At 61.2% G+C, this 12,828-nt stretch carries 13 protein-coding genes; all 13 read right to left on the bottom strand.

Annotation, left to right across the window (positions count from 1 at the left end; genetic code table 11):
* Positions 1-50 precede the first annotated feature (50 nt).
* Entirely contained in the window at positions 51-1,196 is a 1,146-nt protein-coding gene (locus B9A19_RS10035) for an ATP phosphoribosyltransferase regulatory subunit (protein WP_084090664.1), read from the bottom strand.
* A 157-nt stretch (positions 1,197-1,353) separates the two neighbouring features.
* A complete protein-coding gene (locus B9A19_RS10030; RefSeq protein ID WP_084090663.1) occupies positions 1,354-1,545 on the bottom strand; it encodes a DUF2065 domain-containing protein in 192 nt (63 codons plus the stop codon).
* Positions 1,542-2,420: a protease modulator HflC gene (gene hflC, locus B9A19_RS10025; protein WP_084090662.1), complete on the bottom strand. Its 879-nt coding sequence runs from the start codon at positions 2,418-2,420 to the stop codon at positions 1,542-1,544. The genes B9A19_RS10030 and hflC overlap by 4 nt, the downstream gene beginning before the upstream one ends.
* Positions 2,421-2,432: 12 nt before the next feature.
* Positions 2,433-3,605 (bottom strand): FtsH protease activity modulator HflK, encoded by a 1,173-nt coding sequence (gene hflK / locus B9A19_RS10020; RefSeq protein WP_084090661.1) that lies wholly within the window; start codon positions 3,603-3,605, stop codon positions 2,433-2,435.
* Positions 3,602-4,714 carry a GTPase HflX gene (hflX, locus tag B9A19_RS10015; protein WP_084090660.1) on the bottom strand — a complete coding sequence of 371 codons (1,113 nt, stop codon included), beginning with the start codon at positions 4,712-4,714 and terminating at the stop codon, positions 3,602-3,604. Before hflX ends, hflK begins: the two co-directional genes overlap by 4 nt.
* Positions 4,715-4,875: 161 nt before the next feature.
* Entirely contained in the window at positions 4,876-5,139 is a 264-nt protein-coding gene (hfq, locus tag B9A19_RS10010) for an RNA chaperone Hfq (RefSeq protein ID WP_084090659.1), read from the bottom strand.
* Between the two features lie 116 nt (positions 5,140-5,255).
* The gene (der, locus tag B9A19_RS10005) at positions 5,256-6,617 is read right to left on the bottom strand and encodes a ribosome biogenesis GTPase Der (RefSeq protein ID WP_084090658.1); all 1,362 of its coding nucleotides are present in this window, start codon (positions 6,615-6,617) and stop codon (positions 5,256-5,258) included.
* A gap of 16 nt (positions 6,618-6,633) precedes the next feature.
* Entirely contained in the window at positions 6,634-7,773 is a 1,140-nt protein-coding gene (bamB, locus tag B9A19_RS10000; RefSeq protein ID WP_084090657.1) for an outer membrane protein assembly factor BamB, read from the bottom strand.
* On the bottom strand, positions 7,770-8,396 hold the full coding sequence (locus B9A19_RS09995; RefSeq protein ID WP_084090656.1) for a YfgM family protein: 627 nt from the start codon (positions 8,394-8,396) through the stop codon (positions 7,770-7,772). Before B9A19_RS09995 ends, bamB begins: the two co-directional genes overlap by 4 nt.
* Before the next feature lie 54 nt (positions 8,397-8,450).
* Positions 8,451-9,743: a histidine--tRNA ligase gene (gene hisS, locus B9A19_RS09990; protein ID WP_084090655.1), complete on the bottom strand. Its 1,293-nt coding sequence runs from the start codon at positions 9,741-9,743 to the stop codon at positions 8,451-8,453.
* A 51-nt stretch (positions 9,744-9,794) separates the two neighbouring features.
* Positions 9,795-11,072, bottom strand: coding sequence for a flavodoxin-dependent (E)-4-hydroxy-3-methylbut-2-enyl-diphosphate synthase (gene ispG / locus B9A19_RS09985; protein WP_084090654.1), 1,278 nt, complete (start codon positions 11,070-11,072; stop codon positions 9,795-9,797).
* 17 nt (positions 11,073-11,089) lie between these two features.
* Positions 11,090-12,070 carry a helix-turn-helix domain-containing protein gene (locus tag B9A19_RS09980; RefSeq protein ID WP_084090653.1) on the bottom strand — a complete coding sequence of 327 codons (981 nt, stop codon included), beginning with the start codon at positions 12,068-12,070 and terminating at the stop codon, positions 11,090-11,092.
* Entirely contained in the window at positions 12,067-12,828 is a 762-nt protein-coding gene (gene pilW / locus B9A19_RS09975) for a type IV pilus biogenesis/stability protein PilW (RefSeq protein ID WP_084090652.1), read from the bottom strand. The genes B9A19_RS09980 and pilW overlap by 4 nt, the downstream gene beginning before the upstream one ends.

The following is a 12,828-nucleotide window of genomic DNA, read 5'->3' as shown; positions in this document are numbered from 1 at the left end:
ACGGCATCCGGCACGCCCACCCCGCCGCGCGGGCGCCGGGGTACTCAAAATCAGGCCAGCGACACAACCTGCCACTGGCCGTTGATCTGGCGCAGCGCGCGATCGCACGGCGACTCGTCCAGACGGACATCCAGGTCGACCAGCACGGTCTCGCCCGCAGCGCGCAGCTGGCGGATGGCGGCAATCAGGGCCGCGTCGTCACTGGCCGGGGCCAGAATGGCAGCAGCTGCAGCCGGGAACGGCAGATGGGTCAGCGCACGCAGGTCCAGGCTGAAACCGGTGGCCGGACGCGAACGGCCGAACTTCTCGCCCACGCTGTCATAGCGGCCACCGCGTGCAATCGCGTTGGCAAAGCCGGGGGTGTAGGCGGCAAACACCAGGCCGGTGTGATAGTCGCTGCTGCGCACTTCGGCCAGATCGAAACGGTAGGCGATGCCGCGCGCATCGAGCGCATCGACCAGCGCCTGCAATGTATCCAGCGCACTGCTGACGCCTGCAATCTCCGGCAGCACCGCGCGGGCACGCTCCAGCACGCCTTGGCTGCCATACAGCGTCGGCAGCGCCAACAGACCGGCAACAATGCCCGCATCCAGCCCGGCTGTGGTTTCGCGCAAGGTCGGCAGGTCTTTCTGCTGCAGTGCGTCGAACACCGCATCACGTGCGTCGCCCTTCAGACCGACCGCATCGGCCAGCGCGTGGAACAGGCCGATGTGACCGATATCCAGCGACACTTGCGCAAGACCGGCCACGCTGAGACTTTCCACCAGTAGTTCGATCACTTCCACGTCGGCAGCAATGCCGGCATAACCGTAGATTTCCGCGCCGATCTGGCGCGGCTCGCGGCTGGACAGGATACCGTCCGGCCGGCTGTGCACCACCGAACCGGCATAGCACAGGCGTGCCACGCCCTGGCGGTTGAGGATGTGCGCATCAATGCGCGCCACCTGCGGCGTGATGTCGGCGCGCACACCCATCTGGCGGCCCGACAGCTCGTCGACCAGCTTGAAGGTCTTGAGGTTGAGCGCCGGGTCATCCAGCACGAACAGCGATTCGACGTACTCGACCAGCGGCGGCATCACCAGCTCGTAGCCATAACGGCCAAACAGGTCGAGCAGGCTGCGGCGCAGCGTTTCGGTCTGGCGCGCTTCACGCGGCAGCACGTCGGCAATGTTCTCGGGCAGGATCCAGTTTCGCATTTTCGCTTTCTATTCAAACCAAAAGCCCGCCGGCCAACAGGCCGGACGGGCGTATCACTGCTATTTTAACGGATTAGTCGCAATCCCAGTAGCCCGGCAGGCTGGTTTTACAGCAATTAGCCGGCCAGGCCGGGCTGATGCTCGGGCTTTGCGGGGCTTAGTAACGGATGATCAACACCAGTACAAGCCCGCAGAGCATGGCCGCCAGACCAACCAGGCGTATCTGCCGGTCAGTCAAGCGCGCCAGCCGCAACATGGCACGCCGCCACAGCGCCGGCACGGCAAAAGGGAGCAAGCCCTCAATCACCAGCACCAGCGCGCAAGCCAGCCACAGACTGTCATCACTCACTTGCCGTTGCCTGCCTTGGGGTTCTTCATGTACTTGAAGAAATCCGCGCTCGGGTCGACCACCAGCACGTCGCTCTTCTTGGCAAAGCTCTTCTTGTACGCATCCAGGCTCTTGTAGAACGCGTAGAACTCGGGGTTGCGGCCATAGGCTTCGGCATAGATGGCGGCGGCTTTGGCATCGCCTTCACCCTTCAGTTGCTGCGCCTGGTTATAGGCATCGGCCAGGATCACTTCACGCTGTTTTTCAGCTTCGGCCTTGATCTTCTCGGCCTCGGCGCTGCCCTCGGCGCGCAGCTGGTTGGCCACCGCCTTGCGCTCGGACTGCATGCGCTCGTATACCGATGTCAGGGTACTGTCTTCCAGCTCGACGCGCTTGATGCGCACGTCGATCACGCGCACGCCGATGCGCGCTGCATCGGCATCTGCCAGACCACGCACCTTGGCCATCACTTCGTCGCGTTTGCCGCTGATCACGTCTTGCACAGTCAGCTTGCCGAACTCGTCACGCAGCATGTTGTTGACGGTATTGCGCAGGCGATCCACCGCCTTGTCACGATCCAGGCCGACCGCACGATAGTAGCGCTCGACATCGACGATCTGCCATTTGATGAAGCTGTCCGCCTTGACGTTCATCTTCTCGATGGTCTGGATACGCGCCGGAGCTTGCGCATCGATGGTCTGGATACGGTTGTCAAAGTAGCGAACCTCTTGCAGCAGCGGCACCTTGAAATTGAAGCCTGGCTGTTTGATGACGCGCTTGAATTCGGAAAACTGGAACACCACGGCGGACTGACGCTGGTCGACAGTGAAAAACGACAAGCTCAGCACAAACAGGGCCACCAGCACGACGGCCAATGCAGGAAGAATGCGGCTCATGGGAATTCCTCCTTAACGGCCTTCGCGCTCGATGGCGCGGGGGTTGGTCTGCGCTGCGACGGGCGCAGCGGGGGCCGCAGCGGCCGGGGCTGCTGCTTCCGGTTTGGCGGGCTCCTGATTGGTCGACATCTGCATCAGCTTGTCCAGCGGCAGATAGAGCAGATTGCCACTGGTTTTCTGATCAACCAGCACCTTGGTGGTGTTCTGAAAGACCTCCTGCATGGTGTCCAGATACATGCGGTCACGCATCACCTGCGGCGCCTTGGCGTACTCGGACGCCACCTGCTTGAAGCGCGAGGCATCACCCTCGGCACGCGCGACGACCTGCTGCTTGTAGCCGAGTGCTTCCTGGTTCAGGCGCGCAGCCATACCACTGGCGCGTGGCACCACATCATTGGCATAAGCACGGCCTTCGTTGATCAGGCGCGCCTTGTCCTGGCGCGCCTTCACGGCATCGGCAAATGCGCCCTGAACTTCGTTCGGCGCCTGCACATCCGAGATGTTGACGCGTGCGATCTGGATGCCGGTACCGTACTTGTCCAGCAGGTCCTGCATCAGTTCCTTGGTGTCATCGCCGATCTTGCCGCGACCTTCGTTGAGCACAAAATCGACCTTGTTCTTGCCAACCACTTCGCGAATGGCGGCCTCGGCAGCCTGCTTGACCAGGTCATTACCCAGCGCTTCGCGCGTGGTTTCAGTGCTGCGGTTGTTGAACAGGAAATCCTTGGCCGACTTGATGGTGAACTGGATTTCCAGTTGCACCTCGACCAGATTCTGATCACCCGTCAGCATCATCGCTTCGTCGCGACCACTGCTGGCCTGAGCATCGTTGCCTACCTCGACGCGGCGAATTTCGGTCACGCGCACGATTTCACTGCGCTCGATCGGCCACGGCAAATGCCAGTTCAGGCCCGATTTTTCCACCGTACCGGCATAGCTGCCAAAACGGGTGATCACCGCATTTTCTCGCTCGTCCACCACGTAGCAGCCCGAGGCCACCCATAGCGTGCCCAGCACGATCAGCACCACGCCGGCGCCGGCGATACCACCGCCACGCCCGGTTTGCGGGGCGTTGCCGTTGCTGCCAAACAGCCCGGAAAGCTTGTTTTTGAAACTGCGGAAGATATCGTCTAGATCTGGCGGGCCGTTGCGGCGACCGCCCCACTGCGGGTCGTTCTGGCTCATGTATTCTCGTTGTCCTCACTGGGTTGACTCATGGCTTCGACCAGAGCAGTGCGCAGCAGGTCAAGCCCTTGCCCCTGCATCGCGCTGACACGCACGGCCTGGATCTTACCATACTCGTCATGCTCGACTGCAGGCTGGCCGTCTTTCAAGTCAATCTTGTTCCAGACCATCAATTGCGGAATCCGTTCCGCACCAATTTCTGCCAACACCAGATTTACCGCTTCAATCTGCGCCTCGCGCATCGGATGATTCACATCAACCACATGCATCAGCAGGTCGGCGTGGATGGTTTCCTCCAGCGTGGCGCGGAATGCCGCCACCAGCGTATGCGGCAGATTGCGGATGAAGCCCACGGTATCGGAAACAACCACCGAATGCTCGGCATCCAGAAACAGCTTGCGCGAGGTAGTGTCCAGCGTGGCAAACAGCTGGTCCGCTGCATATATCTTGGCTTTGGTCAGCGCATTAAACAATGTCGATTTACCGGCATTGGTGTAGCCGACGATGGAAACGCTGAATTCACCGCGGCGCACGCGCGCCTTGCGCTGCGTGGCACGTTGTTTTTGTGCCGTCGCCAGCTGCTCGCGCAGCCGCTTCACGCGAATGCCAATCAGGCGGCGGTCGGTTTCCAGCTGGGTTTCACCCGGGCCGCGCAGGCCGATACCGCCCTTCTGCCGTTCAAGGTGGGTCCAGCCGCGAATCAATCGGGTCTGGATGTGCGCCAGCTGTGCCAGCTCCACCTGCAGCTTGCCTTCGGCGGTGCGGGCGCGCTGCGCAAAGATGTCGAGGATGAGCGTGGTACGATCCAGCACGCGGCACTGGATGCGTCGTTCAAGGTTGCGTTCCTGCGCGGGCGAGAGCTGGTGGTTGAAAATCACCATTTCCGCGCCCTGCGCGCGCACTACCTCGGCAATTTCATCGACCTTGCCGCTGCCGGCAAAGTAGGCCGGGTCGGGCCGTGCGCGCTTGCCCTCGACCACCGCCAGCGGTGCAACACCGGCACTTTCAACCAATTGGACAAATTCATCGACACCGTCCTGGTAGTCCGGCTCGTTGAAGTCGAGGCAGACCAGCACAGCGGCATCGCCACCCTTGTGGCGTTCAAACATGCGTGATTTCTTTTGCTATAGCGTGATGGGCGGGGCAATGCCCCTACCGGATGCAGATGGGGCCAGATGCGCCATTCTCAAGCGCGGCAAGACCGCCAGACAGATACCGGCAATAGAAAACCCCGGCCAAGGCCGGGGTTTGCATACCGCTTGCGTACCAATCAGGCTTCGGTTTCCGGGCCGACGGTCGCGTGTTGCGGATTTTCGTGCGGGATCGAAACCGGACGCGACGGCACCACCGTGGAAATGGCGTGCTTGTAGACCATCTGGGTGACGTTGTTGCGCAGCAGCACCACGTACTGGTCGAACGATTCGATCTGACCTTGCAGCTTGATGCCGTTCACGAGATAGATGTAAACAGGCACGTGCTCCTTGCGCAGCACGTTCAGGAACGGGTCCTGCAGCATTTGCCCCTTGGCACTCATATTGTTGTTCTCCGATGCATTGTTATTAGGTATAAAGCAGCACGCTTACGCTTATAGTATAAATTGCGCAACCTGCCAATAGGCAGCATTACCAACGTGCTCAGGCAGCCGCCGGTTTACTTCTCGCGCCGCCCCGGATGCACCATCTTGCGCGGCACGCGCTTGTCATCGTAGGGGTTGCCACTCAGCTTGTACTGTACTCGCAAAGGCGTGCCCTGCAGCTTGAAAATCTTCATGAATGTGTGTTCCAGGTAACGCCAGTACGAGGCTGGCACCTTTTCCAGCGCATTGCCGTGCACGATGACCACCGGCGGATTGGTACCCCCCTGGTGTGCATAGCGCATCTTGGGGCGTACCTTGCCCACCAGCGGCGGCTGCTGGCGCTCGACCGCCAGTTGCAGCGCCGAAGTCAGGCGTGGCGTCTGGATCTTGATCATCGCGGCGGCATAGGCCTGGTCGATCGACTTGAACAGATCACCCACGCCGGCGCCACGCAATGCCGAGATGTAGTGGAACTTGGCAAACTCGAGGAAGCCCAGCTTGCGGTTGATTTCGCGCTTGATGCGGTCGCGCTGTTCTTCGTCGGCGGCATCCCACTTGTTCACCGCCACCACCAGCGCACGCCCGGTTTCCAGCACGAAGCTGGCCACGCGTGCATCCTGATCCGAGACTTCCTGCGTCGCATCCAGCACCAGCACGGCCACGTTGGCATCTTCAATCGCCTGCATGGTCTTGATGACCGAGAACTTCTCGATCATCTCGGTGACCTTGCCACGCTTGCGCACACCAGCGGTATCGATGATGGTGTAGGGCTTGCTGCCATGTTCAAAGTCGATGTACACCGAATCACGCGTGGTACCCGGCTCGTCGAATGCAATCACGCGCTCTTCACCCAGCACGGCATTCACCAAGGTGGACTTGCCGACATTGGGACGGCCGACCACGGCGAATTTGGGATGATCTGCCTCGCCCTCGTCTGCCGGCACTTCAAAGCGTTCAAGCACCTCGTTGATCAGGTCGCGCACGCCTTCGCCGTGACTGCCAGAGATGGCCACCGGATCGCCCAGGCCCAGCTCGAAGAAGTCGGCGGTGACCACCGCACGCTGCATACCCTCGACCTTGTTGACCGCAACCCAGACGGGGCGATCGGTCTGGCGCAGGCGCTGCGCGATGATCTTGTCCTGCGGCGTGATGCCGACACGGCCGTCGACGATGAAGACGATGGCATCCGCCTCATCCACCGCCTGCAGCGTCTGGCGCGCCATTTCAAACATGATGCCTTCATCGACCACGGGCTCGAAACCGCCGGTATCGACGACAAAATACGGCTTCTCGCCCACCCGGCCATGGCCATAGTGGCGGTCACGGGTCAGGCCCGGCTGGTCCGCCACCAGCGCATCGCGCGTTTTGGTCAGGCGGTTGAACAACGTCGATTTGCCGACGTTGGGACGTCCGACCAATGCAATTGTGGGTTTCATTTCTTCTCTGTTTCTCTTACTTCACTTTCACGGCATAAACATTGCCAGCCTGCGTCTGCAGCACCAGCTGATCATCCCACACCTGCGCCGCAGCAGCGATACGGCTGCCATCGGTTGGCAACTGGCCGATCAGGCTGCCATCATCCGGGTCAAGCACATGCACATACCCCTGATAGTCACTCACCACCAGACGGCCATTCACCACCGCCGGCGAGCCAACGCTGCGCGCCAGCAATTTATCCTGCCGCCACAGGCTGCGGCCGCCTGCGCGGTCATAGGCCTGCACGGCACCATCGGCAGCCACCATGTAAACGTGATCGCCCTCGATCGCTACGCCGGCAAAGCTGGATGCCTCGCGCGACCATAGCAGGCTGCCATTAAGTACATTAAAGCAGCTCACACGGCCCTGATAAGCGGCTGCGCATACCGTCTGGCCGGAAACCACCGGCGCAGCAACGATATCTGCAATCCGCTCCAGCTCGGTGGCGCCGCGTGGCAGCGCCACCGGGCTATCCCAAAGCACGCGGCCATCGGTCACGCCCAGCGCCACCAGGCGACCACCGGCCAGACCAGCCAGTGCGGTGCCTCCACTGATGGTGATCGGCGCGAAATTACGCAGCACCAGTGTGGGTTGTTGGCGCTGGAACTGCCATACCCTGCTGCCATCGGCAGCAGACAGGCCGGTAATGCGCCCGTCGCCAGTGCGCACCAGCACGGTCTGCTTGGCAATGGCAGGCGGCGAAATGATTTCGCTGCTCAGCTGCGCCTTCCAGCGCAACTTGCCGTCACCACCATAGGCCAGCACTTCACCTTTGAGTGTACCGACTGCGATCAGATTGTCATTCGCCCCCACGCCACCGGCGATTTCCTTGTCGATCTGGGTGTGCCAGATCGTGGCACCGCTGGCGATATTGAGCACACTCAGCGTGTTCTTCGCCCCGGCAACCACCAGCTTGTCATCACCCAGCCGTGCCGGCTGGAAGCGAAAATCGGTTGTCGAGCCGGCGCCGCTGCGCCATGCAACCGCAACATTGGCCTTGTTGCCAGACTGCGGCAGCGGCGAGGGTGTCGGCGCGTTGCTCACGGCGCCACAACCGGCCAGCGCCAGTGCCAACAGGCTCAGACCTACACGCACAGCAGAGCGGATTCGGGTCATACGTTCCCCAGCGCAGCCAGCTTGACTTCGACAAACGGATAATTGGGTGCGTTCTTGTCCAGCTTGGCCAGTGCCTGCTTGTAGGCATCGCGTGCGCCGGCCACATCACCCTTCTCGGCCAGCACGTCGCCACTGGCTTCTGCAAACAACGCCGTCGATGCGGCCTCTTCCCGACCCTTGAGAGCGGCCAGCGCTGCATCATATTGCTTCAGGTCGATATTCACCGCCGCCAGACGCAGGCGGGCAGCATCACGCAGGCCAGCTTCGCCAGCGTGGCCGATGACCCACTGCAACTGAAGAGCGGCTTCCTTGAAATCCCCATTGCTGGCAGATGCCTTGGCGGCCAGCAAGGTCGCGCGCGCGGCAAAACCGGTGCTGCCATATTCATTCTGCAACTTCTGCGCTTCTGCCTTCAGCTTGGCGGCATCGTTCCCCAGCAGCTCGGCCTTGGCATAGATTTCGGCCGCTGATTGGGCATCACTGGTCTGGTAAGCAGACCAGCCCTGCCAGCCCAGATAGCCAATGCCGGCCGCAGCCAGCACGGCAGCCAGATATTTGCCCCAGTCTTTCCACCATGCCTTGAGTTCGGCGATTTGTTCTTGTTCTTGCAGATCGAATGCCATTTTTATGATCCTTGCGGCCCCGAGGGCATCGCTTGAGAGTGGTTTGCTGCCGGATTATGCCGCAGCGAGGATTTGTGCCGCCAGCCCTGCTTGCGGCAAGGTGATTTGTTCACCTCCGCCATCACCGGTCAGACGCTTCAGATTGGCCGTACCCGCTTCGGCTTCGCTCTCGCCGATCACCACCGCATAACGCGCGCCGGAGGCATCGGCCTTCTTGAATTGCGACTTGAAACTGCCACCGCCAGCATGCAGCACCACCTTGAGGCCGGCAGCGCGCAGCGCACGTGCCACACCAAACGCAGCACGGCCAGCAGCATCGCCGTCGTTGATCAGGTACACATCCGGATTGCTGGCCGGCGGGTTGATGCCCTGCACTTCCAGCAGCAACAGCAGGCGTTCGATACCGATGCCAAAACCGACGCCAGGGCATGGCTTGCCGCCCAGTTGCTCGACCAGGCCATCATAGCGGCCACCCGCTGCCACGGTCGCCTGCGCGCCCAGCTCGCTGGTGGTCCACTCGAAAACGGTGCGGTTGTAGTAATCGAGGCCACGCACCAGGCGGTCATTCAAGGTGTAGGCAATGCCGGCATCGTCGAGCAGCTGGCGCACGCGGGCAAAGTGGGCACGTGATTCCTCACCGAGAAAATCAGCCAGGCGCGGCGCGTTTTCAGCCATTTCCTGCAGCGCCGGGTTCTTGGTGTCCAGCACGCGCAGCGGGTTGGTATACAGGCGGCGCTTGCCGTCCTCGTCGAGGATATCGACGTGCTTTTCCAGATAGGCAATCAGCTCGGCACGATGTGCGGCACGCTCGGCCACATCACCCAGCGAGTTGAGTTCCAGCTGCAGACCGGTCAGACCCAGGCGTTGCCACAGGTCGGCCAGCATGGCGATCAGCTCGGCATCGACTTCCGCGCCGGCAAAGCCGAATGCCTCCACGCCGACTTGATGGAACTGACGATAACGGCCTTTCTGCGGGCGTTCGTGGCGGAACATCGGTCCGGTATACCACAGGCGCTGGGTCTGGTTGTACAACAGGCCGTGCTCGATGCAGGCACGCACACAGCCAGCGGTGCCCTCGGGGCGCAGCACCAGCTGATCGCCGTTCAGGCTGTCTTCGAACGAATACATTTCCTTTTCGACAATATCCGTGTGCTCGCCAACACCACGCACGAACAATGCGGTGTATTCCAATACCGGCGTACGCATCTGCTCATAACCATAGGCGGCAAGCCAGTCACGCACGACTGCTTCGAAATGCAGCCAGACCGGGGTCGGAATCGGCGCGGCCTTGTTTGCAATGGGCAGCGCGTCATTCATGCCCTTGATGCTCTGGATGGTTTTACTCATGGGTATGCTTCAATCTGGATCAGAAACAGGCAGCTGAACGAGGCTTATCGTTCAAACTGCCTTCAAAGAAATTGTTTTGCTGCTGGTCTGGCGGCGCTTTGCGCCGTCTTCGCCATAGCGTGTCTTGACGTAATCTTCGACGATGGCCTGGAATTCGACCGCCACATGGTCGCCCTTGAGCGTCACGGTCTTTTCACCGTCCACGTAGACCGGGCAGACCGGCACTTCACCGGTGCCGGGCAGACTGATGCCGATGTCGGCCAGCTTGGATTCACCCGGCCCGTTCACCACACAGCCCATCACCGCGACCTTCATTTCTTCCACGCCCGGATAGGCTTCGCGCCACACCGGCATCTGCACGCGCAGGAATTCCTGGATATCGCGCGCCAGCTCCTGGAATACGGTCGAGGTAGTACGGCCACAACCGGGGCAGGCAGTGACCAGCGGGGTGAAGCTGCGCAAACCCATGGTCTGCAGCAGTTCCTGCGCAACGATGACTTCCTTGGTTCGGTCGCCACCCGGCTCGGGGGTGAGCGAAATGCGCACAGTGTCGCCTATACCTTCCTGCAGCAAGACGGCCAGCGCCGCGCTGGATGCCACAATGCCCTTGGAGCCCATGCCGGCTTCGGTCAGCCCCAAGTGCAGCGGAAAATCGCAGCGCTTGGCCAGATCGCGATACACGGCGATCAAGTCCTGCACATGCGATACCTTGCACGACAGGATGATCTTGTCGGCCGACAGACCCCAGCCGATGGCCTGCTCGGCCGATTCCAGCGCGGAGCGGATCAGCGCTTCGCGCATGATGGCCTCGACCGGCAGCGGTTGGGCCAGTTTGGCGTTTTCGTCCATCAAACGCGTGGCCATGGCCTGATCGAGCGAACCCCAGTTCACACCAATACGCACCGCTTTATCGTACTCGATGGCTTTTTCGACCATGTAGGCGAATTTTTCGTCGCGCTTGCTGCCCTTGCCGACGTTGCCGGGGTTGATGCGGTATTTGGCCAGCGCCTCGGCACAGTCCGGATAATCACGCAGCAGCCGGTCGCCGTTGAAGTGGAAATCACCGACGATGGGCACTTTGCAGCCCCAGTTCTCCAGCTTGGTCTTGATGGTGGCAACCTGCGCTGCCGCCTCCGGGCTGTTGACGGTGATGCGCACGGCTTCGGAGCCGGCACGCCACAGCTCGAAAATCTGCCGCGCCGTGCCTTCGGCATCGGCGGTATCGGTATTGGTCATCGACTGCACCAGCACCGGGTGATCGCTACCCACCCAGACATTGCCAACCCGTACCTGGCGGGTCTGGCGGCGGGGAATCAGTACATCGCTCATGGATCGCTTCTATCTGCTTATTGCAATTCCAGCGTGGCCACATCGGTCTTGGTATAGGTACTCAGATCGATTGCCTTGCCACGCAGGTAGACTTTGGTTTTCGGCGCATTGCCGATTTTCAGCTTGTAAGGCGCTGCGCCACCAATGGCGCGGCTTTCACCCTGCTTCACGATTTCGGACAGCAATTTGTTGCCGTGTGCATCAAACACCTGCACCCAGGTATCGGCCTCGGCCACCAGGCGCAGTTCACCATTGCCCACTACGGCCGACGCACGCGAAGCCGCCTTGGCGGCACTGGCTGCGGCGGCAGGCTTGGATGCCACGGCCGGAGCAGCAGGCGCAACGGTAGGCGCTGGGGCAGCTGTCGGGGCCGGCGTTGGCGCCAGCGTAGGCTGCGCCGTGGCTTGTGGCGCGGGCGCGCTGGCCGCTGCGGTCACTTCACTGGCTGCACTTGCACTGGCTGCGGCGCCATCCGTATTGCTTGCCACCTCGCTGGCCACCGCAAGCACTGACGACGCTTCCGAGGCCACGGTCAGCGCAGGCTGGGTATCCAGCTGCGGCGATGCTGGCGATTTCAGATACCACATGCCAACGCCAGCACTCAACACGGCACTGACAGCCACCGACAAATAGAACTGGATACCCTTGCCGACATTGCGCCTGCCAGCAAAGGCCTCTTCTTCATGCACCTTGGGCAGCGCAGTCTGCACGCGCTCGACAGGCAACCAGGCAACCAGATCGTCCAGCAGCGGGGCTGGGTCGATTTCCAGCAAGCGGGCATAGTTGCGCACAAAGCCGCGGGCAAAGGTATTGCCGGGCAGCGTGTCATACGCATCGCGCTCGATGGCGGCAACTTGGGTCTTGGTCAGCTTGAGCTGCTGTGCTGCCTGTTCAATGGTCATGCCCAGCTGTTCACGCCGGGCCTTGAGGCGAGCGCCAACGCTGATGGTGCCGGGCCGGCCGGGATTCGTGTTGAATTCTTGTTCTTGTGCGGTCATTCGGCTGCGTCGTATTGATTGTTCAGGAGGCGGGCAGTTTCGGGCGCATCAGGATAAGCCTTGCGCAGCAAGTCTGCATAGCGTGCCTCGCCGTCTTTTTCGCCAGCAGCCCGTTCAACACGCAGCGCCAGCCAGGCCAGCGCAGCGCTGGGCTGAACCAGCTTTTGCAACTCGGTCATATAACGGCGCGCTTCTGGCACATCATTGCGCTTCAGATCAAGTTCAATCAATTGCTGCCTGGCAAGCGGGCTGCTGATACGCGCCTTGAGCGCTTGCAGATAGAACAATCGCGCACCTTCCAGATCACCACCCTTGGCCGTGCAGTCACCCGCCTTGATCAACGATTTTTCAGGTGTCGCGTACAGTGGGTTCTTGGCAGCAGTCAGGAAATAGGCAATGCCATCTTGCGCCTTGCCGCGTTCGCACAGAAACCAGCCGTAGTTGTGATTGGCATCCGGGTCTTCCGGTGCCAGACGCAGCGCCTCCTGAAACTGCTTCTGTGCAGATGCGTAGTCCTGCATCTGATAGAAAATCAGGCCAGCCACGCTACGCGCGGCAGGCCATTTCGGATCGGCCTCCATGGCCCTCTGGATATCATCCAGCGCCACGCTGAGCTGCCCTCGGCGCAAGTACTCGGCAGCCAGCTGGGTATAGATGGAGGCCCGATTCTTGCCGGGGGTATCATCGTCATCGGCTCGAACCACAGTGCTTGCCATCAGCAACAGCGAAAGCAGTAGTGCAAAGGGTTTGAGCGTCAT

The sequence above is a fragment of the Andreprevotia lacus DSM 23236 genome, from assembly GCF_900176275.1.
In the GTDB taxonomy this organism is placed as follows: Bacteria; Pseudomonadota; Gammaproteobacteria; order Burkholderiales; family Chitinibacteraceae; genus Andreprevotia; species Andreprevotia lacus.
This window is presented reverse-complemented; position numbering and strand designations above follow the sequence as displayed.

Excerpts from the sequence above, each read along its gene's own strand:
- B9A19_RS10035 (WP_084090664.1), bottom strand. The coding sequence starts at position 1,196 with ATGCGAAACTGGATCCTGCCCGAGAACATTGCCGACGTGCTGCCGCGT.
- hisS (WP_084090655.1), bottom strand. The coding sequence starts at position 9,743 with ATGAGTAAAACCATCCAGAGCATCAAGGGCATGAATGACGCGCTGCCC.
- hflK (WP_084090661.1), bottom strand. The coding sequence starts at position 3,605 with ATGAGCCAGAACGACCCGCAGTGGGGCGGTCGCCGCAACGGCCCGCCA.
- B9A19_RS09980 (WP_084090653.1), bottom strand. The coding sequence starts at position 12,070 with ATGACCGCACAAGAACAAGAATTCAACACGAATCCCGGCCGGCCCGGC.
- pilW (WP_084090652.1), bottom strand. The coding sequence starts at position 12,828 with ATGACGCTCAAACCCTTTGCACTACTGCTTTCGCTGTTGCTGATGGCA.
- hfq (WP_084090659.1), bottom strand. The coding sequence starts at position 5,139 with ATGAGTGCCAAGGGGCAAATGCTGCAGGACCCGTTCCTGAACGTGCTG.
- hflX (WP_084090660.1), bottom strand. The coding sequence starts at position 4,714 with ATGTTTGAACGCCACAAGGGTGGCGATGCCGCTGTGCTGGTCTGCCTC.
- hflC (WP_084090662.1), bottom strand. The coding sequence starts at position 2,420 with ATGAGCCGCATTCTTCCTGCATTGGCCGTCGTGCTGGTGGCCCTGTTT.
- ispG (WP_084090654.1), bottom strand. The coding sequence starts at position 11,072 with ATGAGCGATGTACTGATTCCCCGCCGCCAGACCCGCCAGGTACGGGTT.
- der (WP_084090658.1), bottom strand. The coding sequence starts at position 6,617 with ATGAAACCCACAATTGCATTGGTCGGACGTCCCAACGTCGGCAAATCG.
- bamB (WP_084090657.1), bottom strand. The coding sequence starts at position 7,773 with ATGACCCGAATCCGCTCTGCTGTGCGTGTAGGTCTGAGCCTGTTGGCA.
- B9A19_RS09995 (WP_084090656.1), bottom strand. The coding sequence starts at position 8,396 with ATGGCATTCGATCTGCAAGAACAAGAACAAATCGCCGAACTCAAGGCA.